Raw genomic sequence first — 22,536 nt, forward strand, 5'->3', positions numbered from 1 at the left:
CGGTCGCGCGCGCGCGCCGCCGCGGCGGCGGCCGCGGCCGCTGTAGGTGGCCGACGTCGAGGGGGGTAGTGTTGGTTGGCGAGCGAGAAGACGCGAGAGCGGATGGAGAGAAGTGTTGGTCGTCGAGGACGCCAGCGCGAGACGCCGCAGTGGGAACGCACCACTTGACAGGAGGCCTCGCGCCAGCAATGACTACCCTACGAGGTCGCCTTACTGGAGTTCACGCCTGCAGGAGACAGGCCGGACCCTCCACTAGAACGCGACGGTGGACCCCTCCACCGGAGCGTGACGGCGGAACCTTCGACGAGAACCCTGCCGGAACACTCGCAAGGAACTCTCGGAACAGCGCGCCGCTGATGGACTCCTCGGAACGCTCACTCTATTGTCGAAACCTTGCGCTCGCTCGGCCCTTCAGAGACGCACCTCCTTCGGCGATGCAGGCCAGCGCGCCCCCTCTCGGGATATCCACCACCACGAGATAGAGATACCCACGTCGGAGCTGTCGCTGCCCTCCTCTTCAGCGGAGACCCCACCTCGGCATCGCCACCCTCTCACGCCTCCTCGACGCCGCTGGTCCCGCCGGCGGAGAACTCGGTCCTCGACGAGAACTGCTTCCTCGCGGTGAGACGCTACGGTGGCCTGTCGGCCCTGCACCACGCTGAGGCTTCCTCAGTGAGGTCCTTGGAGACCTGTCGAGATGGTATTCCCGGTAGACTACCAGAACTCGCGCTCAGTTGGACTGCCACAGACACTCACCGCGGCTCGCCTTCCCGCTTCTCTACCTGTTGGGGTATCCACTTTACCACGCTACTGGCGGATATCCCGCTATTAATAGACGGAGCGGGGATTTAGGGGGTGTTAACACATGTTCTCGGCTATCCCTTCGGGGAAGAAATAGGGGTGTTACTACATGTTGTTTGCTTGGGGATAGATGAGCTATGGGTGGTGTACCACCTATAGTTCTACTCGGGGGTAGTGGTGAGACACGGTGGTAACACCTGTTGTCTGCTCGATGTTGGTGCCCACAACAAGGAAGGAACATGCGTTTTGAAATCGGTGTTTGTTGACAGAATACGTAGTAACAACACCTTTAGCTAACTGGCCTTAATAAAATGCAATCTGTATACAAATACTCTTTCAGAGATAGAATGTCCACGGAGAATCCCGAGGAAACTGATTCGGAGATTGCAAAACCTAACATCAGTGGAAAAGACGTAACCTTTCTTCGGACGATTCGGACTCTCAACGCCACTCACGACGTCGGAAATGAAGAAATCGGAGCGCCCGCAACCACGGGTCGAATTAGAGAACTCTCTGGATTGGTTCGGTCAGAAGTCCAGCATCGACTCAAACGGAGCGAAAAGATGACGGACCTGATTACGGTGCATTCAGCACCGGTCTACAACAACGGACAGCGCGGGCCTAAGAGTGCAGAGCTTACCGAGGCAGGCGAGCAGGTTCTGGAACAGGTTACTCGTGGCGACCTCTCCATTGAGGGACTCGCTACGCCGGAAGACATCGAGCGACTCGAAAAGGAACTCGTTGACATCAAGCAGACGCTGAGCGAGTTCGAGGAAAGTCCGACCGGGGCGTTCGACGAGAAGAAAACGGAGCGGGTGAACAAGCTTTTTGAGATGATGGTCACGTTCATGAATGCTTTCGAAGCGATGGACGTTGACCTTGACGAGCATCGGCCAGAGACTGAGTGATGTAATTCTCGATTCGGTTGGTATTCCTTCTCTGGGAGTTCTCCTGTCTATGGGTTACTCGATTTGAGTAACGAATGGAGAGCGTCGGTGTCGGAGCCAGCATTTCCAAGAGTCTAACCAATGAATCCGCCCCCTATCACTAGCTTCATTGGTTATCAGAAAGGACATGAATACTGACCCACCTACGAAGACGCTCTATCGAGGGAAACTGCCAACCACCTCCCGCAAAACGAGACTACCAATTAAAACTGGTCAATAGCTACTCCGACGTTATCCGAGACACCAGCATTCGTCTCGTCAGTCGTTACTTCCCCGTCCCTCTCGTCTTCGTCTGTATCCGGAGTGGCATCACGCGGTTCTCCATCTGGCGAGAACTCGGTAAAGCAACTACTGCAGACCCAGCCAGTCTGAGTCTCGCTGTCTTTCTCATACTGGGCGGCCAGCGACGGTGACTCACAACACTCAACCCCGGGCCGCTCAGTCGTCTCGCTGGTCGCATCACTCTCGTCTACATCCTCTTGACCGCCTTCGGCTTCGACGGCGTCGGGGGTTGCCGGGGACGCATCCTCCGAGGGGGCGTTCATCGCGGCTCGAAGGTGTTCCCGGACTGAGCCCCGCGGCATATACCCACAGGAGACGCAGTGGAGATTCTCGGTCTTCGGGTCGTCTTCCCAGTTCCCCTCACCCACTTCCCCGCAGTCCGGACACTCAATTCCCGCGAGGTCGTCTTGTTCCACCTTCTTCTGTAGGTCATGTCGGTCGTCACGTTCGTCCGAGTCCGAACTTCCCCAATCAGCGTCTCCGTCCCCGGAAACATTGCCTTCGGAATCATCGGGGAACAGCGGCCGGAGGTCGCCCCGCTCGTACAGCAGGGGTTCGTCGTACTGGTCGTTGTCGTCGTTCGGGAAGATTACGAACTCAAAGTCTTCGGGTTCGGGGAGGCGGTCAAACTCGATTTCGGGGATGAACGGCCGGTAGATGAACGCCCACTCCACCTTCATCTCGTCGCGAGTCCCATAGGTGTACTTCTCGCTCCCGGCGCGCACGATGTACTCGCCGTCGTCCTCCTCGTAGTAGGCCGCCACGTCCGCCTTCTCCGGGTCATCGACGTCCTCGACCGACGGAAGTTCGGCCTGTACGTTCCCTTCGTGGTCTTCGAGGACGACCGCGCCGTTGCGCTCCTGGCAGGTCGCGGCCCGCGTCCGACCTTCCTGCTCGGCGTCAGTCTTCGGCCTGACTGCCGTCTCACCCTCGACCGCGAGATAGGCGGCGGTGTTGAAGAACGTCCGATTACCGCGTGCATCGACATCCGAGACGAAGGTCAACTGGCTGTAGTCGAGCGTGCCGTCGGGGTTCTCTCCATAGATAATCTGTTCGCCGCGGCGTGCCCAGTACGCGATATCGCCCCTATCGCTCCCGTCTTTCAAGGCGAACACGCACAGGCGGCCCGCTTCGACAGCCTTCCGGAGGTTGTGGAGCGTCTGCTTCGGCTTGTCCATCGTGGTGGTTTCGGCCTCGATAGAGACGTGCTGGCCCTGCGTCAACTCCCACAGGTAGGGTTCCTCTTCGCGTAGCCGTCGTTCGCGCTCGCGCTGGTCCTGATAGGTATCGCCCTCGCGGGGATTCGGGTCCAGCGCTGGCGGCAAGTCGGCGACCCCGTCGGGCTGTTCGTCACCCTCCTGTGTTGGGAGTGTACAGTGCATCCCGAGTTTCGTGAACGCTTCGTACGCCTTCGTGAGTACCCAGCGGTGGTCGTTCCCACCGCCACTCCCACCACTCCCGGTGTCCTGCGTAAGTCCTGCCTCCTCAAGCCCGTCCGGGGTCACGCGGAGATATAGGCCGTCCTCGCGGCGCTCGCGTTCCAGAAACTCCTCGGGCACCTGTTCGATGATGTTCGCAACCTGACTCTGGTAGCCGAGGTCGCCTGCCCGACGCTCCCACTCGTCCTTCACGTCGTCTACAGGGACGAACTCGCGTTTCGCGTCCTGTTTGATTTGGACCGCGTACACCGACTCGAACAGCGTATCCCGCTCATCGGTCGAACCGCCACCGTCCGACTCGGGTGCTATATTTCCGGTCGTTGTCTCATTACCCGCGACTCCTTGCCGTTCGAGAACACCGGTCCCGAACTGGTACATCAGCTCGTTTTTCACCTCTTGGTTTGTCTTCCGGCGGTGGCCGTACCGCCGTAGTGATTCCTCAACGAGATTCATCGCCTGCTCTCGGGGTCGAACCGGCGGGTACGGAGGGAACGTGTAGACTTGGAATGCTGGGGAGAGTTCGTTGTTCTCCAGTGTGAGTTGCATCCACACCTTGTAGTTTGGCGTGCCGAGCAGGGTTTGGGAATCAACGTTAAGGTTTTCTGCGATTGCCTGCGCTTCCTCGATGTGACCGGGGTTGAATGAGATAAGCGAGTCCGAGTTTACGAACATCGCCTTGGTTACGTCCTCGGGGAGCATCGACGGGTACTGGGTACAGAACGTAATCGAAAGCCGGTAGGACCGCGCCTCCGACAGCATCTTCTCGATAGTTCCGTCCTCGTTGGCAACGTTGTCGAACTCGTCCACGAACAGATAGAAGGGGTCACGCTCTCGCTCGGCCATGTCGGCCCGCGAGCGAACCGTGGCCCAGATTCGTCGCAGGACCGCCATCCCAATCATGCCCTTCAGTTCCTCGGACTCCGACCCCATCCGCACGATGATGATTTTGTCCTCCTCGATGGCCTCCGGGATGTTGATGTCGGAGTCGCGGAACGCGATAAGTCGGCGGGCAATCGGGTTCTCGACCCACTCCTGTAGCCGGCCCAGCAGGGGTTCCAGTTTCTCGTCGTCCATGTCCGCAATCTCTTGGAGGTAGACGTCGACGAAGTCGATGCCTTCCTCGGCCATGAGGTCCGCGAAGTGCTGGCGGCTCTCTTGGTCCGCGAGGATATAGTACATGTCGATGATGTTGAAATCGTGTTCTGACCGATTCATCGCCCGGATGAGCGACTGCGAGACACGCTTCATCCGGGCGTAATCGCCGGACCCGAACATCGACACGAGGTCGTTCACTAAGTTCTCGGCCGCCGTCTCGTAGGCTGGGTCGTCGGGGTCCAGACCGAGTTCGAGGAAATTGAATCCTGAGACGTACTCCCGTGAGGACCCCGGTTCGATCCAGATTACGTCGTCGGTCCGATGCTCGGGGATAATCTCCATGAGTTCCTCGCTGTCGTCGCCCTTCGGGTCGATGAAACAAGCTCCGTAGCCCGCGTTAACCAACTGCTGGAACTCGTTTTTCAACAGCGTCGATTTCCCGTAGCCTGTGACGCCGAAGATACCCTGATGCCGGAACAGAATATCCTTCTCGATACCTGCGTCCCGGCCGTTCCGCGTACCCTGTCCAATCCAGAGCGGCTGTTCGGGGTTCTCGCGCGACGCTTCAATCATCTCGCGGACCCGCGGCCCCGCATAGGTTTCAATCTCTCCGTCCACTTTCTCTTCAACTCCGCTCTCGTCCGAGAGGGCTTCTAGGTCGATATCGAGTTGTGGTGGGTCGTCGAATAAACCGGAAACCGCGGGGTCGTACCCTCCAATCGTTACCACGTCGTCCGCATCTTCGTCGTCCTCGTCTTCGTCGATGGCGTCGTATGGGACGCCGTTCGCGATGACGTCCTTGCCCTTAAACTCGTCCACCCCCAGTTCCTCGAACGCATACGGCCACTCGTCGCTCTCCTCGCTATCCAGCACCTGTTCGATATCGGCAACCCCGTTCTGAATTTCCAAGAGTTGGCTCGTGTCGTGGATTGTGCTGGTGCGAATCCGGGCAGCGAACTCCCGCAACCGAGCAACCTGCTCGGCTTGGTCGTCCTCTGGCGACCGACTCGTGTTCAACGGATGCCGGTCATCAGTCCGAGGAATGTACTGTTCAACCTCGTCCAGCGCCGTTTCGAGGTCAGCTATCTGCCCGGCAGTGAGGTTGCGGCGGTCGGCGTCGTTCGCAACCTCGTCGAATACGTCCGCCAGTTGGCCATCACTAAGCGGTACCTCCGGAGACTCCTCGGGCTGGTTTGGCGCGCTTTCCTCGGAAGTGTCGTCGTCCTGCAGTATCGTGGAGAAATCTATCATGAGTACTTACTCCGTGGTGGTCTGGTCGTCGAACTGCGGTGCGTCTGCGGGGACGCCCGGACTCGACTCGGTATAGGTCCAATCGACGTTCGGCGTCTCGATATCATCATTCGGGATGTGAGCGATACCCGCCAACTCCGGCGGAGTGAGAATCGTTTTCTCTGACGTAGCGAACTTCTCGCGAAGGCCGAGTGCTAATGTCCGGCTGGCGGCTTTCTCGACCGTCGCACGTAGTTCGTCCTTGGGCAGGGGTTGGCTGACGAGTCCCTGTTCGGTCACTGCGTTGTAGTACGTCTCGAATACTTCCGCGACACCGCGGGCGTGGCGCTCGGCAACCTCTCGGTATGGCGATATCGCGAGAACACGAATTCGAGTGTAGAAGCCGGGTTGTCCCCGCTGTTTCGCAATTTGCTCGCCTGCGTTCTTCATCTTTCGCGAGGCGTCTTGCACTTCGACTTCGCCCGAGAGTTGGCGGCCGAGACTATCCTTCAGTCGGCCGTTCTTCAGTTCCATACCGCGGTCCTCGACGTCTATTCCGAACGGGAGTTTCTGGCTCCACGTCCGCTTCGCTGGCTTGAACACCACCTGCACCAGCATCCGGCAGTCGTCGCTCGCGACCTGCTGGCCGTCGCTCGTCCGCTCCTCTTGAACGACCATCTCGCTCGTCAGTGGACCATAGGGGTCTTCCTCGAACGTCTCGACACCCTCTACGGGCGTCTTAATCGGATAATAGAACATCTTCCGAAGGTCCATCGTCGCCCCCGAGATGAAGTCACCTTCTTCGACCTCGGGGAACCGCGTGTGGTACTCTTCGATTTTACTGCCGGGGTGCTTGTCCAGTACCTGCTTCTCGAAGCGCTCGCGCAAGACCTCGTCGGCGGGCTTGAACAGGAACTTGACCTTCGATTCGTCGTACCACACCTCGAACGACTGGACCGGCGACTGGTTCTGATAGTCGAACTGGCCCGTCCGAACCGTGTAGAGGGTGTTCACGAGGTCGCGGGCCGCGTCGATTCCGTCGTTCTCGGGGCGGGGCGCAATCTTGGTCAGCGGGATGTCGGGTTGCCGGGCCTGAATCGTATTTGCGAGGTCGGCGTCCACGACGGTCGTCTCGAAGGACTCACCAGTAACGCGGTCCCAGACGGCGTCTTTCAGACGGTTCGTGATATCGCTGGAATTCATGTCGAGGCTCCGGTCCCGGAATCGAACCGAGAAACTGCCAACCCGGAGCAGGAGGGACGGCCGAGACCGCTCGCTTGCTACGCGGGTGGTTCCTCTGTGCGGGTGCCGAAGGTCCGCTGCACGTCGCTCGGGTCGACGTCGATATCGAAATCGAGAACGCGGTCCATCTCGCGAAGTTTCTCGATTACCGCGTTCGCAATCACCTCGTCCGGATGTTGGTCAGCGTCTTCGGCACGCTCCAACACCTCGTAAGCTTCCTCGACCGAGAGCAGGTCAAGGAGCGCTTCCTGCTCGTCGGTTAGATGGCCGTCTGCACCGGGGAACTCGCCCGGAAACGGCTCACCGTCGTCCACGATGTGGGTGGCCTCGTGGTCGCCGTCTCGGAGCTTCCTTTGAAGTTCCTCGGCGAACGCTGACTGTTGGGCTTCCTGTGCGCCGGGGAGGTCGTCGAGCGAGTCCTCGTCGGCATCGAAGTCAGCCACTGCGAGTTCGCCTTCGAGCGGTTCGATTCTGGCCGGAACCCATCGGTCATTGAACTGGTAGAGCGCGTTCGAGTACCCGCCGTCGCCCGTGTTGGCGTTCTTCACGAACTGCACCATCTGGTCGTTCAACCCGAGTTGGTCGGCCCACTCGTCAATCTCCGAGATTTTGTGAAGGACCGTGAACGCCGAGTTATTGATGATAGCCTCCGAGTGAGGGTGCTGGAAAAAGTCGTTGACGTCCTGCGTCACGAACCGGACACTCGTATCGAAGTGGCGAGCGTGTCGAATCCGCTGGCCGAGCCATGCGAGACTCGTACTGTTCTTCATAATCTTCTGGGCTTCGTCAATCACGAAGATGACGTTTTTCGGCGTCTCTTTCGCCCGCTCGTACACCATCGAGAACAGCAACTGCATCATAAGCGAGGTGCCACCGGCCTGTTCCTGCTGGCTTAAATCGAGGTAGATGATATCCTCGTCTTGGAGGTTGAACTCCGAGCGCTGAGCGAGGTTTTCGTACTGGCCGCCCTCTCGGAACGGCCGCAGGAAGGTCGCGAGGTCGCGGGCGGCTTCCTCGACGTCATCTCTGTCCGCGTCCTGCGCCATTACGGCGTACTCGCCGGGGTTCTGCTCCATGTCGTCGAGGACCTCGAAGACGGTCTGGAGGGTTGGACTCTCACGGTGATGGGTAGATGGGTCGCTCGTGATGTCTTTCCACTCGTAGGCGGTCCGGACTGCGTCTTGGAGGAAGAACCGTTCATCGTCAAACTCGACGTTCTCGATGTTCGCGTACGTGTCGAACATCCCCATCACTTCGTCAATCTTCGCCGAAAGCGGGTCCTTGTCTTCTCCCGTTACCCGCTTCTGTTTGTGTTCTGGCGGCTGGCGAATCTCCAGCGGGTTCAGGCCGCGACTCCCGCCGACGGTAATCCACTTCGCCCCGAGTGCTTTGGCAACTCCGGTCAGGCCTTCGAGCGGGTCCAAGAAGATGAGCATCGTGTCTTCGGTGGCCTCGCGTGTCCGAAGCGCGTTCAGTTTCGTATTCAGGCTCTTGCCCGCGCCGGAGTCACCAATCCACGTATGGTTGTAGTTGGTCTCGCTCTTGAACGGATGCTTGAGAATCGGACTGTTATTGAAGGCGTGAGACCCCCACTCGATACCGTTCTCCTCGATGAGCGTACTCCGCGAGAGCGAGGCGAACAGCGCGCCGACACCCCGTCCGAGGACTTGCGTGCTGAATCGGTCGTGGAAATCGAGGGGATTGCGGCCGTCCGGTGCAAGTGCCTGTAACGCCTGTTCCTGTCGGCCGACCGCAGTTTCGAGGCCAATATCTGCTGGTTCGCGCCAGAACGAGTCTTTCAGATTGTCAGCCTGCCGGGAGAGTTCCTCTTCATCCTCGGCCCGGGCGGCCACCCAGAGCGAGATTTCAGCCGGGCGTTCGCCGTTGCTGATAGCGTCGCGATAGGTGCGAAGGCGCTCGATTTCTTCGGACGTTTCCTTAGTCGCTTCCTCGTCTTCGTCGGTGTCGAAGACGCCGCTCTGGACGGCTTCCAGTCCCTCTTTCCGCATCTTCGCATCGCCCTTGGCGTCCCGGCGGTCTTTCGGGCGAACTTGCAGGGTGAGGTCGAACTTGAGGTCGGGATTCTGGAAGACGTTCTGGAGTGCGCCCGGTGCAATCACGTCGTTGAAATCGCCGGGTTCGGCGAAAAACACCCGGCGGTGGGTGTCGCCGGTCTGGACCGACCGATACGACTCGTCGATATCAAGGGGTGCAACTGCCTGCTGGTGGAGGCGCTCGACCTCGTCGGTTGGATTCTCGGGCGCGGGCAAGCCACCTGCGGGAGCCGTCTCGATAGTCTCGTCCTCGAACTGGCTGAGTTGCCGCGGCACCCCCTCGGTCGGCACGTTCGACCCAGTCGCCGGTTGACCGTCGGTCTCCGACTGAGATGGGTCGTTTGCGGCCGTGTCGGTGGAATCGACCGATGTGTCTCCGGGTGTAGAGTCGGCTTGTCTGTAGAGGTAGAAAGCGAGAACGCTGGCCGCGATGAGCAGGTAGAAGCCGACGCCACTGAGCGGTATTGGGCACGTCGCCGTCTCGCATCCCGGCGGCGTCTGGGGAAGCCACCTGAACAGTCGATGCCAAATGTCGGCCGGGAGTGAGACGAAGAGGACGGTTTCCCTATGCATTGGATTCCTCCATGCGGAGACCGTCGGCCGCTGGCTGGCTTCGGGTCTGGACCGCGTCGTTCGCGGCGTCGACTTCACTCGGTCGCCAGAAACCGCGCTGGAGGGCGAACGCTTCTGCGGTCGAAAGCCGATTGAGTTCGTACTCTTCGAGTTCCCGATTCAGACTGAGGACCTGTTCGAGTCGGCGATTCAATTTGCGGAGCATCTCCGAGCGTTGCTGGTCGGCCGACTGACTCCGCTGCCCGGACACGTAGTACCGGAGGACCTCGAAGACGACACCGATTTTGTTAATGTGGGCGAGTTTTTCGAGGGCGGTCTGGTCGGTCGCCGACGAAGTCGTGACCTCGGTCTCCTCCAGCGGGACGATAAGGTAGAAATGCGAGACCTGTGTGCCAGCGGCCTCGAACTGCGCTGGCCGCTCGGAGAGTCGTTCTTCAATTAAGGCTCGCAGGTGGGGGTTCCCGAGGACGTCGGAGTCGTCAAGCCGGTCGCCAAGATGTTTGAGGTGTTGCTCAATTGGGAACGGACGGTTCGTCACATGGATGTCGTAGTCGAAGTCGATACGGTTGTTGAACCATGTGGCGATGGAAACCATCGTCTGGTACCAGTCATCGAACTCGGCGAAATCCCGATGCGGGGGGTCGAGTTCGACGAACGCGACGAGTGAGCCGTCTTCCAGTTCGAGGATGTGGTCTCGGGGGTAGAAGCGGGCGACACCGGTCAGGTCTTGGGTGGATTCGCTGGTATCGAACGCGCGATGGTCGGCGTCGGCCGCCGCCTCTTCGACACTGTCGTAGTGGTTGGGAGATTTGGCGTAGTGAACGAGGGTTTTCGTCCACTGGACAGCGGCCAGGTAGCTTGGGGCGGCGACGACGTAGAGACCTCCGATGACGAGGAGGGTGAGAGGAAGACCGAGGCCGAGATAGCCCAAATCGAGGAAGAGCCAGAAGAGAAGGCCAATTCCTCCGGGTAAGAGAACGGTATAGAAATCGTGGGTGTTGATTTTAACTATCGGGACGACGGATGGCTGTCGGAATGTTGGGACTGTAACTTGACCCAATTCATCTCGGGGAGACATGATTGAACCGCTTCTCAAACATTCATCTACATTCCAAATCTATGTAATTTAATTAAGAGGAACTAACTATCCACGTAATTCACCGGAGTAGTTGCCACGGCGGCCACGTCTCTGCTCCCGGTACCTGATTCAAGAGAAACAAGGCGAACAAGAACGGAAGCGCAAGAACGAGAATATTGTTCGCGACTCGCCCAAAGCCGACCGCGCTGAAAATCCCAGACCGTGGCAGCGCCCGCGCTCGGTCAGACAGATAACTCACCTCACCCGTCCACCACGCCGCAGGCCTATATCTCGCAGTCACTAACCCCGTGTTCTGGACCGTCACAAGCGCCTCACCGGATTCGTTCGTCTCAATCTGATACTCTCGGAGCTGAACATAGCCCTCTCGGCCGCTCGTGTTGATTGGGTCGCCGGTCTGGTTATCCCGGAGTCTCACCCGGACGTTCGCGTAGGACGTGTTCCAGTCTGTAACCGAGAGCGTGAGATTTGCCTTCCGAACCTCGACCGGGTCTTCCGACTGAACAACCTCTCCATTAATTCCCTGAACCACCCCAGTCGCCGTCGCCGACTGACTAAGATTCGAGTACCGCACAGCGAGCGTTTGAGTCGAATTGTACGACTCGGACGCGACTGGTACAGACACGTTCTCGGGAAGAGCCAAAGCCGGACTCGCCTGTCGAGACCCCGAAAACGTCGAAACCTCGTAGATGTCTGTTCCACGACTGGTATTCGTCGTCACACCCAACTGGCTCGGGAACGCCTGTACCCGGGCGGGCACCGTCGGCGAATCCGTCCACGAGGTCTTGTTTTGCGTTGCAGTACCTAACCGTTCCCAGTCGGGATTCTGGACCGAGAAGAACTGCCACTGCGTATTGATTGAATCCGAGGACCCAAATCGGATGCCATTCCAGTGGTCCGACGATTGAATGATGACGCCGCGACGGCCGTTGGGGAACTCTGTCTCACGGAGGGCAGTTCGGAGTTGATAGACGGTTGCGGACACTTGGTCGGTGACCGTCACTCGGTCGGTGACGTGGGTCGAGTTCGAGGTCCACCGCGTCTCGGTGACTGTCTCGCAGACTGTCTTAGTCCCATTGCCGGTATCGATTTTCCGGCACTTCTCCCTTCTCTCGGTGTACTTGGTCAGGACAGTCTTGTTCAATTCGGCTTCGATGACAGCGACGAGCGACACCGGCGTTCCCGACCGGGCAGAGGTCCGAGCTGAGTAGCTGATATTTACCGTGTGGCGGGGGTTGCTGGCGGTTCCGATACGGGCGCTCGACCGCTGGCAGCCGCCTACCTGTCGCGGATTGCTCGGTCCCTGTACGACGCAGACCGACGTAATCTCGTGGTCACGGAGTGACCAAGAAACCTTCTTGCCATCCGAACCGTCGGTGTCGTCGGCTGGCGGCTGGACGCGATAATCGACGAGTCCGAGAACCCGGCCGTCGGGTGCGATGTAGTGGACGGTCTGGTTCGGCGTCTGGTAGAGTTGGGTCGATGGTTGAATCCGATAGAGGGTGGCGTGTGCGTCCTGTATCCATCCGCGGGAACTCCGGCGGAGATGGGCGTCTTCCGGATGGATTGACTGCTCGGGGTCGGTCGAAAAGTTCTGGGTGTAGGCGGCCCAGTCACGGCGATTCCACTGGCTTGGAAGTGTGGGTGGAGCTGTCCAGATGTAGTCGGTCCCATTCAGAAGGGCTTCCATCGCAGTACGGTTTTTCCCGGTGAAATTCTGATACTGGGAGTCGTTCATGTACTGGTCGTTGTCCAGCGACCATAGCTTCGCAGTCTCGTTCGGTGGAATTCCATGTGTACCTCCAGTACTTCACTCCATTAGCGGTGATTTTTCCACGGGTATTACCTCGGAACGTGTAGAAGCCACAGTAACCAACATAGGCTTCAAATTTATAATCGACCGTGATTCGATATGTCCCGTCGGAATCTGCGGTCCAGACATTCTTCCGCTTTTCTTCCTCCTCTTGGTTGTACGTGTACGACCCTATCCAATCATCGTAGGTTCGTTCGCAGAGGATGTTGCTCCGATATTTTCCCGTCTCTGGGGCGAACCACCTCTTTGCAGATATCGTGGCCTGCTGGTTCGTTGGACGGAGATTCCCTCCAACACTGACCGACTCGTACACTGAATCCCCAGCGGAACTATGATTGGTCTGGAACTGGTCTCGCTCGGACGAACCCGAACTACTCCCGCTCAGACGAACCGACACGTTCGCCGGTTGTTGGTTCCCATGAAACGTCACGGTCGGGTCCGTCCCAGTGTAAGTTCCCGTTGCCGAGAATTGGCGCGAGTTCGTGCGACCGGAAAGAAAAAGCGTCGGGTCAGATGGCTGTTGATTGCCGGTAATCGAGATGGTCGTGTTTGCCTCCGTTCCTTCAACGGTTCTTGTCTGCTGGCTTTCTGTGTAAAGGCCGGTAAGCGAGACCGTGGTGTTATCGGCGTTCAACGGCTGAGCGAATTGAAGGACTGTCTGCATTGCCGAACCCTTCCCACGAACTGAAATCGGCTGTTCGGGGCGAGTCCGAAGGTGGAGCGAATTCCCTGAGACGGTCCCGTCAGTTGCCGCAAAGAACGAAACGTGGTCTGGCGACCCGTGAACTCGGAGGTCTCCCGATTCGGTCATCGTGAGGTTGACCGGCTCGGTCGCGGCGAGCGACGTGTTCGCTGGCGGGTCCACGTAGAGCGTGTGATTGCCCGGCGTGACGTTCTGGAACGTGTACGACCCATTCGGGCCGGTCGTCGTTGTTCGAAGATTGCTATGGAGGTGGACAGTCGCGCCTTCGACCGCGTCGCCTTCACTGTTCGTGACCGTGCCTCGAACTGAATAGGTTGTCTGTTTCTCGGATGGGTCGGTTTTGTCTACTGAGTCGTTGTCGTGGTCCCAGTTCCAATCTGGCGAGTCGACGCCGGAAGAACCAGACGACTCGTTCGACTTCCAGTCGTCGAGGTCCGACCGGACTTCATCGGTCGTGACAGGTTCGACGCTCGGAAGAATCTCAGGGAACTGGTCTTGGTGTACCTCCCAGATGATGATTGCGTCCTTCGCAGTCGTCTTGTTCTCATAGAAGAAGGGGTCGGTGTGATAGGTTCCGTTCGGAGAGAGGTAGACGACACTGCCGTTGATTTTGCCTCCGACAACATAGCTCTCGTTGTGCTTGAATATCGACCAGTTGGCCGTCTGTGTAGTGTTTAGCTCACTTGAGAGTGGTGGGTCCGGTTCTGGATACTTCGTTGGATTCTCACCGTGTTTCGAGTTCCATGCGAGAATCGCTTTGCGAGCATCCGGCCGTAGGTCGTAAAAATACGGTCTCTGTGTCACATTCCCATCGGGGTTCAAGTAGACGACGGTGCCGTTGAGTTGTCCCGTAACGACGAATCGGCCGTTGTACTCGTAGATTGTCCAGTTTCCCGTCTCGTTGTACGTATCGAGCGTGGGGTCAGAGACCTTCGTGAGATTCGCGTACGCACTCGCCGTTGCCGAAGAGCTGCTGCCAAGCGGGAGAGGGAGAAGGCCGATGACTGCGAGGAAAACACCTGTAAGCAACACTCCGGTGATGGCCACCATCAGGACCCGTGAGCGGTCAATTTCTCTATCGGGGGTGAAATTGAACCTGAGTGATTGGCGGAGTGTCGCAACGCTCTGTGAGAGTATCGCCAGTGGTCCGGGACCGTCGCTGCTGGCGGTTTCAAGTTGGGAGCGGACATCTGCAGGGTCAACTTGGTCGGTGGAACAGCCGCCGTTGGGACACCGGCTTGCGTAGATGAGTTCGTGGCGGTGGTCGTCGTACTGGCTGGCAAGCCGGGGGAGTGATGCGAGTGGACTGTTGCAGTCCGGGCACTGGAGGTCTGAATGGTCACCGGTCATGGCTTATGCGTTTTCTGATAGGGAAGAGGTTCCGTCGTGGGGAGACGGATAGCTTCAATAGAATTCTCCCACCCCGGCTTTTTTACGGTTTATTAGGTTGGGTTAAATACCCTGGATTCCGCCGTTCAACCGCTATATAGCTAACCAATGAAGACAAGAACAGGCAACGAAACATTGGTTAGCGAAACCGGGCCGTAGACCGCACAGCATCAATCGGCGCTCTGTGTCCAGTCCCCGGCTAACGACTGGGCTTGCGCCTGTTCTCGGCCAGCCTCTCGGGCAAGCTGGATATACGACGCCTCATCCACCGTCTGCCTCATCACACCCTCACCGTACTCGTCTTTAATATTCTCCAAGAGAACCTGCGCACCATCACGGGACAGATTACTCTCCGCGACCACCCGGGCGAACGCTTCTTCATCTGCCCTGACAGCGTCTTGTTCTGGCCCAACCGCTTCAGGTCCATCCGAGTCAGCATAAGACTCAGATGCGTCGATTCCATCGGTTGGCGTCTGAACGTCCTCAACGAGCGACTCCATCGACTTTCCGGCTTTCTGAACCGACCCAAGCGTCGATGTAATCGGCAAGTCTGCGGTCTTCTCAGTACGAGTAGTCATCTGGCTTGCGAGGTTCTGCGAATCTGCACCGCTCTCCCCGAATCCGCCGATTTCCTCGCGGTCTACATCGTCGAGGTCGCGGCTCTTCACGCCAAGTTGTTTCATCGCTTGCGATGCTGACTTCGGCACGTTCTCGTAGGCGGACAGCGCTTGCTCCTGCACCGATTTGACGCCTGATTTCGTCATGTTGCGGGCCTTTCCGGGGGCATTCTTCGTCGCGGTTTTCGTCTGGCGGCCTGCTTTCCGCGGGTTCTGCGCTGCATACTTCGATTTCGTCATGGCCGTCCTCGCAGTCGCTTGTGTGCCTTGCTGGACGCGCTCCTCCAACTGCGCGGCCTTCTCCTCGACCAGCCCACCGTACTCGTCGCTGGACGCTTCGCCGAGTTCACCAACAGCTGTCCCGTTCGCCGCCGATTCGACCGTACCGAGCGCCTTCGACATACCGGATAGCATCGCACCCTTGAGCGAGAGATAGTACAGCCCAAGCGAGGCGAGGGGAAGAATCATCGAGATAATAGCTTTGACGAAGTCCCCGATTTGGGGAAGAAACGTAAGACTTCCTTCAGATGAAAAGAGGGTAGTTGCGAAGTCGAACATGCCAGCGACTAAGAGCGGAAGGAACGCCATCGCGATGAAGACCTCGAAGATTTTCGTAGCGATTCCTTTCAGGACAGGCACGTCAAGCAGGTAGATAACCGCGAACAGGTGGATGTACTGCATCACAAATATCAAGAAGAGAATCCGGAACAGATAGGCTAACACGGCTCCGATAATGATAGCTCCATCGAGACCGCTGATACCGAGTGCCAGAACGTTCCCGCCGGGAGTGGCCGCCGCACCGATGAGCGCAGTGAGCTGGGTGGTGAGGATGGGAAGAAACTCATCGGGAGTCGGCGCGAGTGCCTTTGTCAGTCCGGCAAAGAAGGCGAGAACGCCAGCGCCGAACGGCCATGAGAACGGAAGCACGACGAGCGCGCCAAAGATGCTGGTCCGCGCCTGATGGGTTTTCTTGCGTGAAATCGCTGGGATGGTCTCGACGACGCGAATGACGAGATAGAGAACGAACAGAATAGTAACTGCGGTCGGCAAGACTTCTGTCCACGCAGTCTCGTACACGCTCGACCACGGTGCATTTGCAGGTTGCTGGACGAGTGCGACAACGGATGGACAGTCCGGATACGACTGGCTTGCTCCTTCGACACACCGCTTTGGGACGGGCGTATACAGGATAATTTCGAGACCGGTTTCGACGACACCCTTGAGAAGCTCAATAATGGGTTCGAGAAGCGTCTTGAATATGCCCAGAATAGCGCTTTTAATCGCGCTAACGATATCTGGCATCTTACTGCGGTTTTACGTACTGCCGACAGGCTTTCTGGGGGTCGTCGGGGTCCTCTGTGACGAGACGATACGAATTTTTGACGTTCGCCCCAATCTTCGTTGACAGGACGACGGACAGTTCTGTGGAATCACCGCAGGTGAACTCAGTTCCGAAGAGGAACGGTCCGTCCACTGTAAAGAACTGTCTCGTTTCACCGGGGTGAAGAACGACGTTTTTCAGTCGGTCTCCCTCAAGCGTCTGGAGGCCGGAGAACGACGTGGCGGAGCGCTTCGGCCACGAACCCGGCACTCCCGGCATCCCGAGGAAGGTAATCTGCTGTGGAGTGGTACCCGTGTTGGAGAGTTCTAAATATGCCTGAAAGTATTTTTCTCCAGTCGGCCACTCGACGTCGTCGGTCTGAAGCCACGTCGCCACTCGGTCGATTTCCACGTTCGGATGGAGGTCTACCGACGCTTCACCGACAACTTCGCCAGACGAGACGGCGACTGCTCGATGGGTGCCACGCGGGACCGACTGTAAGACGTTGAACGAGGCTTTGGTTGACCCGGTCGGAATCGATTGTGACCCAAGCGATGGTGAGCCGTTCGGCCCAATGACGTTCACTTTCTCGACGTCTGCCTCGGAGGATAGGGAGACGACGAGTTTCGTGCCGTCGATAGAGGTGTCTTTGATAGCACCTTGTGTCTGTGTGGTCGGCGTGGTGGTCGAGTTTGATTCGGACGTATTGGAAAGCATTCCTGCACAGCCTGCAAGAGAGGTGAGTCCGGTCGTTCCGACGGCTTGGAGTAGGGTGCGACGATTCATTTCTACTCGACCGGACATACTTTGCTCATATTTTTATTACTTAATTAACTTGAGTCACCATCTACAAGGGGATCGTCTCTACACGGATGCATCTGGAACCACGACGTACCGCGACCTCCACACCGAGGTTACAAAATACACGCTTCTCCCCTACAGGGGTAGGTCTGTAACGAGGTGTTGTGAGTCGTTGGTCTGAGCAGGGTCGATGGAACGCTAATTCCTGTCCGAGATACCCAAATATATTCGGCACCGGGAGTGTTTGTCTGCCGTTAACCAATGGCAGTTAGACGAACGCTAGCTTGCAGTGGTTAGCGTAACGCAGTTCGGGTGTGACAGTCACGTCGGTCTTACCAGACGGTAAAAGACCGTCATTTAAATAGTATTTACTGTCTTCTACTATGCGTGGAAGTGAAAGCATTCCGAGTCAACGACGATGTTAATCTCGCCAGTGCGTGTGTCTTCCGTAATGTAGGAACGAACAATCTCCTAGTCAGTCGTCCGGTTGCCGAACTAGAAGTTTCATTTGGACTGCTTTCAACAAGTTCTACGACGTAACTTGAAGAACTCTATTGGTTTATAGAGCCACAGAGGAGTCCGAGCTGGCAACATCAAAAGGTGATATTCGAAAGATTTCCATTGAAGTAGGCTCTCGTTCTGTTGGTCAGAACTTACTATCCAAATTGCGGAGAGCATCTCGGCGGTCTGTATTTCTACTTCTCCGGGACCTACTCCTCGCACGTCGTCGGTGCGTTATAACCCTCCATATCGGTCTGGTGTTCTTACCTAGCGAGAACATTCAGTCACCCTTCAGTCTACGGGTACTGTGCCTTCGTTACACTCTCGAGCGATTGAGAGCGTTTCTACCGTTAATATGACAGGGGTTGGATGTCAAAGGGCACATCGCAGTTGTACAGACACGAATCCTGATGTGGTTAGAGCTCCCTGTGGAGAAGCCATTGATAGTCAATGTGAGCAGGGAGATATGCTTGCAACTGCATTCGACCATTCTACGCCAACAATAATGCTATATGTTAGCATGCCTTTGGAGGTCTGTATGATTCACGACCCCCACCCGACGGGTGACGACGAGGATGGGCGGAATCAGAGGGGTGCCGGTCTCCGGAGACGTGAAGTGATGAAGACAATGGGACTTGCTGGCGTCGCCGGACGGATACCAGAGGGGTTGGCATCGACCGTCAAAGAGTTGGCAGACACCCCGACCACGGAACGGTGGAGCGAGCTTCAACCCTGTGGTGGTGCGATGAGACAGATTGCCAAACTTACCGCTAGCGATGTCACCTCGCGAGAGGCATTCAGCAGCTCAATCGGTGTAAGTGGGGATGCCTCCACTGCCATCATCGGGGCAACCAAGGCCGACACTGAATCCGGTGAGACCGGCGCAGCCTATGTTTTTGACCGTACAGATGATGAATGGCCCCGAAACGAGACCGCCAAACTCTCGGCCAGCGACCGGCACGCCTCGGACTTCTTTGGGAGTTCAATCGGCGTAGACGACGACGGTACGACCGCACTCGTGGGAGCTACTAAGGCCGACACCACGGCGGGACAGACGGGTGCCGCATACCTCTTCGAGCGCACGGACAGCGGATGGCCGACAACTGAGACTGCCAAGCTCTCGGCCAGCGACCCAGCCATCGACGATGCGTTCGGTTTCGCGGCGAGCGTGAGCGGTGACGCCACGTCTGCCATCGTGGGCGCACCCCGGGCTGACCCAACCGCCACCGACGAGGGGGCCGTCTACGTCTACGACCGTTCGAACGCCGGATGGCCGGAGACAGAGTCCGCGACTCTCCCTGTAAGCCGCCACGCCGAGCGAAACTTCTTCGGCTTCTCCGTGGACCTGAACGCCGACGGGACCGCCGCGGTCGTGGGGTCGCCCGGCGTGGACGCCGACGAGCGGCGAGACGCGGGCGCGGCCTACGCCTTCGAGCGCGCAGACGGCGACTGGACACAAACCGCCGCGTTCACCGCCGGCGACGGTGACCGGCTCGACCTCTTCGGGAGGTCTGTCGGTGTGAGCGACGACGGAACGACCGCACTGGTCGGAGCCAGCTTCGGAGACACGGAGTTCGGCGAAACCGGCGCGGCCTACGCCTTCGAACGAGCCGACGGTGACTGGTCGAGCGCAACGAAGCTCATCCCGAGTGACGGCGAATCCGAGGATGGCTTCGGCGGAGCAATCGAGTTGTCAGCCGACGGAACGGCCGCGCTCGTGGGCGCACCGAAGGCCACCACCGAGGCGGGCGAGACGGGTGCGGCCTACGCGTTCCGGCGGTCCGAGAGTTGGTGGCCGGAAACCGAGACGGCGAAACTCACTCCGAGCGACGCTGGCGCGGGGGCGAACTTCGGTGACACAATGGGGGTGAGCGACGACGTTACTGCGGCACTGGTTGGGGCCACCGGGGCCGACGCCGCCGGCAGAGACTCGGGGACCGTGTACGCCTTCGGCGGGCGGGCCCGGAGGCTCTCGTCACTCGTGGACGAGAAACGGACCCGAATCGAGGCCATCCGCGACATGGTCGCCTCCTCGACCGGCGACGACGGAGTCGAGAATCGGGTCGACGGGGAGGCCGAGGTGTTCCTTGACCGCGTCACCAGCGAATGCGGGTCCGCGTCGAGTTCGGAACTCCGGCAGTTCCAGGAGGCGCTTGAACGGATGGTCGCCGCCGAAGATGTGACCGAAGCCGCGACCGAGGCCGGAACCGAAAGCGGCGGCCTGATAGACAGAACGACCTCGAACATCTGGTCGCTCAGCGTCTCTATCGCCACGAAGTACGTCACAGACAAGGCGTCCTCCCTTCTCCAGAAAGGTGTCAACTCAATCGTGAAACGCCTCCAGAGCGTCTCGCAGGGGACGCTCGACTCGCTTCTCGGCAAAGGCATCATCGACTCCGAGACCGCAGACGACGTCCTCCAGCAGGTGTCGACACTCAAGCAGGAACACGCCGATGCATTCAGTTCCATCAGTGAAAACGACAAGGAGGAACTTGTCAGGGAATTCACGGACAAGGGAACAAAGGAGGCATACGGTCTCGCCGAGAGAAACGGGCTCACGAGCGCGCTGGAGGACGGCACCGAGTTCGCAAAGGGGAAGATAAATGATGCGTTGTTCGGGTCGGTGTACTTCCTCGACACGCCCGAACCGATACCACCTGTCCACGTCCCGACACCGGACGAGTTGACCATCCCGGACCTCCACGTAGAAGTTCCGTTTCCGGACGAACTGGTCCCATGGTGGCTGGAAGGGACGGTCGAGTCGCTCACCTCGCTGGAGGTGCCCGACAACATCGATTTCGACCTCAGAACGCCCGACCTTGACCTGCCGGAGATGGGAATTCTCGACGACATCAATGACGTACGAGCCGGCGCGGGCGTCGAACTCGCCGACGTCGACGGTATCTCGCCGACCATCGACGGCCGCGTCCGCACGCTCAACGATAATCTTGGCGACCTGTCGGAACAGCAGTCGCAGATGCGCGACAGGGTGGTGAGCATAACGGGTGACGGAATCGGAAACATCGTCAGTTTCACCGAGCGTTTCATAGCCATAATCGAGCAGATAGCCGAGAAGATAGAGGAAAAAGCCAAGAACCTGAACCAGCTCGCCATGATTCTCGGACTCGTCGGCGCTGCGCTGTTGCTCACACCGATTGGGCCGGTTCTACTACTCAAAGCGGCTATTGTGCTCACCAAGGCTGTCGCGGTCCTCTCAAGCCTGCAAATGGCGCTCGACGCGATTCAGATTGCGGTGGGGGCGGGAACGCTGAAGTACGTCGAGACGGTCCACCACATCGGCACCGGTGCCGTGGTCGGCTCCCCGTTGGAGGGGGTCACCATTGACTGACGAGCGACTGGTTGAGTTCCGCGAAGCGCTCCAAGCCGGACGAGTCGCGGACGCGATGGGACAGTTCGACGCGGTCGAAGCGGCGTTCGGGGACCGCGAAGAGTTCGAGCGTTCGATGCGGACGCTCGCCCGTAGCGTCATCGCTCGGACCCCCGCGTCGGACCGGGCCAACGCTCGCGCGCGCCAGCTCGTCGTGTCGGCGACCGAAGCCCAGCAAGCGCGGCTCGGATTCAACGTCGGCTTCGTCGGCTTCGTCGGCGGCAACGTCTCGCCCGAACAGCTGGTCGAACGGGTGAACTCGGTCATCAACGCCCACAAGACCGTCGACGAGGAGGCCGAGCGCCTCCGGAAGCGGAAGCAGAGTGTCGAGCTTCCGCCGCTGCTGTCGCTCCGCGGACTAACCGAGCGGACCGTCTCGAAGGGGGACGAAATCGCAGTGGAGTACGCCCTCGATAACATCGGCACGCGCCCCGTTCGCAACGTCACGCTCTCTGTCGAGGGGTACGACCTCGAGCCGACGCCCCGCTCGATGGACAAACTCACCCCGGACGCGGTCACGTCCATCACACTCGCCGGCACCGCCGTCGAGGCGGGGGACTTCGGGGTCGAACTTCGAGCGTCGGCTGAGCGGGCGACCGACTCCCACCGGCTGGCGCTGTCGGTGCTCGAAGAGGGGAAGTATCTCGAACGGGCGGTCGCCGCGGTCGGCGACCTTGAAGCGAGGGTCGCATCGCTGGACGGGTCACGCGATGCCGAGTGGGAGAACGGCGGGCCGGAACTGCTGTCGAAGATACTAGACTCGGTTCGGGAGTCTCTAGAGCAGGCGGTATCCGTCGCCGGAACCGACGGTGAGCAGCGCGAAGTCGACGCACACGTTTACGAGGCGAAGCGACTGTTGAAAGTGTTCGTCCGGGTTGTCGAAGGGGCTCCGGACTCAGAGCTCTCGCCTCAGAACCGGGGCGTCCTCGTCCAAGACGCGCGCGACGCGATAGCAACGCTGGACACCGCGCTCCGAAGCGACCGCTGAGTGACCTGGCCCCGACTCCAAACCGTCCGATTACCCGCCCATACCGGTGCTGGCTGCGATTATCGTGAGCCAAATCCCGACGAGCAGTATCAAGAGCGCGACAGCGCGCCCGACGAAGCGGCGGAGCACACCCAACTCCGACGGAGTGGGCTTCGGCCTACCGGCGGTGACGATGAAGGGCCACTTCAGGTTCCAGAGGCCGGCGGCGACGAAGAAGAGGCCGAACGCCAGCAGGACGAGCCAGTCGGTCGCCACG

The 22,536-nt window shown here is 58.9% G+C and carries 11 protein-coding genes; 3 read left to right on the forward strand and 8 right to left on the reverse strand.

Annotated features, from left to right (window positions below):
* Positions 1-1,148: 1,148 nt before the first annotated feature.
* Complete coding sequence (locus tag FXF75_RS21585) at positions 1,149-1,709, forward strand: hypothetical protein (RefSeq protein WP_163524133.1); 561 nt, start codon at positions 1,149-1,151, stop codon at positions 1,707-1,709.
* Between the two features lie 242 nt (positions 1,710-1,951).
* On the opposite strand, the gene FXF75_RS21590 is transcribed toward FXF75_RS21585, so the two are convergent.
* The 7 genes from FXF75_RS21590 to FXF75_RS21620 all read right to left on the reverse strand — a co-directional run bounded on the left by FXF75_RS21590 (position 1,952) and on the right by FXF75_RS21620 (position 17,388).
* Complete coding sequence (locus FXF75_RS21590) at positions 1,952-5,815, reverse strand: type IV secretory system conjugative DNA transfer family protein (protein WP_163524134.1); 3,864 nt, start codon at positions 5,813-5,815, stop codon at positions 1,952-1,954.
* Between the two features lie 6 nt (positions 5,816-5,821).
* A complete protein-coding gene (locus FXF75_RS21595; RefSeq protein ID WP_163524135.1) occupies positions 5,822-6,997 on the reverse strand; it encodes a hypothetical protein in 1,176 nt (391 codons plus the stop codon).
* Between the two features lie 77 nt (positions 6,998-7,074).
* Positions 7,075-9,663: a VirB4 family type IV secretion system protein gene (locus FXF75_RS21600; RefSeq protein ID WP_163524136.1), complete on the reverse strand. Its 2,589-nt coding sequence runs from the start codon at positions 9,661-9,663 to the stop codon at positions 7,075-7,077.
* Positions 9,656-10,594 (reverse strand): hypothetical protein, encoded by a 939-nt coding sequence (locus FXF75_RS21605; protein WP_163524137.1) that lies wholly within the window; start codon positions 10,592-10,594, stop codon positions 9,656-9,658. Before FXF75_RS21605 ends, FXF75_RS21600 begins: the two co-directional genes overlap by 8 nt.
* A gap of 1,778 nt (positions 10,595-12,372) precedes the next feature.
* Positions 12,373-14,625 carry a carboxypeptidase-like regulatory domain-containing protein gene (locus FXF75_RS21610; protein ID WP_163524138.1) on the reverse strand — a complete coding sequence of 751 codons (2,253 nt, stop codon included), beginning with the start codon at positions 14,623-14,625 and terminating at the stop codon, positions 12,373-12,375.
* 209 nt (positions 14,626-14,834) lie between these two features.
* Positions 14,835-16,583: a hypothetical protein gene (locus FXF75_RS21615; protein ID WP_163524139.1), complete on the reverse strand. Its 1,749-nt coding sequence runs from the start codon at positions 16,581-16,583 to the stop codon at positions 14,835-14,837.
* A gap of 1 nt (position 16,584) precedes the next feature.
* Positions 16,585-17,388, reverse strand: coding sequence for a hypothetical protein (locus FXF75_RS21620; protein ID WP_163524140.1), 804 nt, complete (start codon positions 17,386-17,388; stop codon positions 16,585-16,587).
* A 1,054-nt stretch (positions 17,389-18,442) separates the two neighbouring features.
* Here FXF75_RS21620 and FXF75_RS21625 point away from each other — a divergent pair.
* Positions 18,443-21,253, forward strand: a complete 2,811-nt coding sequence (locus FXF75_RS21625; RefSeq protein ID WP_163524141.1) for a hypothetical protein — start codon at positions 18,443-18,445, stop codon at positions 21,251-21,253.
* Entirely contained in the window at positions 21,246-22,280 is a 1,035-nt protein-coding gene (locus FXF75_RS21630) for a hypothetical protein (protein WP_163524142.1), read from the forward strand. Before FXF75_RS21625 ends, FXF75_RS21630 begins: the two co-directional genes overlap by 8 nt.
* 30 nt (positions 22,281-22,310) lie before the next feature.
* On the opposite strand, the gene FXF75_RS21635 is transcribed toward FXF75_RS21630, so the two are convergent.
* Positions 22,311-22,535: a hypothetical protein gene (locus tag FXF75_RS21635; RefSeq protein ID WP_163524143.1), complete on the reverse strand. Its 225-nt coding sequence runs from the start codon at positions 22,533-22,535 to the stop codon at positions 22,311-22,313.
* Between the last annotated feature and the right edge of the window lies 1 nt (position 22,536).

This window comes from Halorussus sp. MSC15.2, assembly GCF_010747475.1.
GTDB lineage: Archaea > Halobacteriota > Halobacteria > Halobacteriales > Haladaptataceae > Halorussus.

Coding starts and splice junctions, on each gene's coding strand:
- FXF75_RS21620 (WP_163524140.1), bottom strand. CDS start 17,388: ATGAATCGTCGCACCCTACTCCAAGCCGTCGGAACGACCGGACTCACC.
- FXF75_RS21595 (WP_163524135.1), bottom strand. CDS start 6,997: ATGAATTCCAGCGATATCACGAACCGTCTGAAAGACGCCGTCTGGGAC.
- FXF75_RS21625 (WP_163524141.1), top strand. CDS start 18,443: ATGATTCACGACCCCCACCCGACGGGTGACGACGAGGATGGGCGGAAT.
- FXF75_RS21610 (WP_163524138.1), bottom strand. CDS start 14,625: ATGACCGGTGACCATTCAGACCTCCAGTGCCCGGACTGCAACAGTCCA.
- FXF75_RS21585 (WP_163524133.1), top strand. CDS start 1,149: ATGTCCACGGAGAATCCCGAGGAAACTGATTCGGAGATTGCAAAACCT.
- FXF75_RS21590 (WP_163524134.1), bottom strand. CDS start 5,815: ATGATAGATTTCTCCACGATACTGCAGGACGACGACACTTCCGAGGAA.
- FXF75_RS21615 (WP_163524139.1), bottom strand. CDS start 16,583: ATGCCAGATATCGTTAGCGCGATTAAAAGCGCTATTCTGGGCATATTC.
- FXF75_RS21600 (WP_163524136.1), bottom strand. CDS start 9,663: ATGCATAGGGAAACCGTCCTCTTCGTCTCACTCCCGGCCGACATTTGG.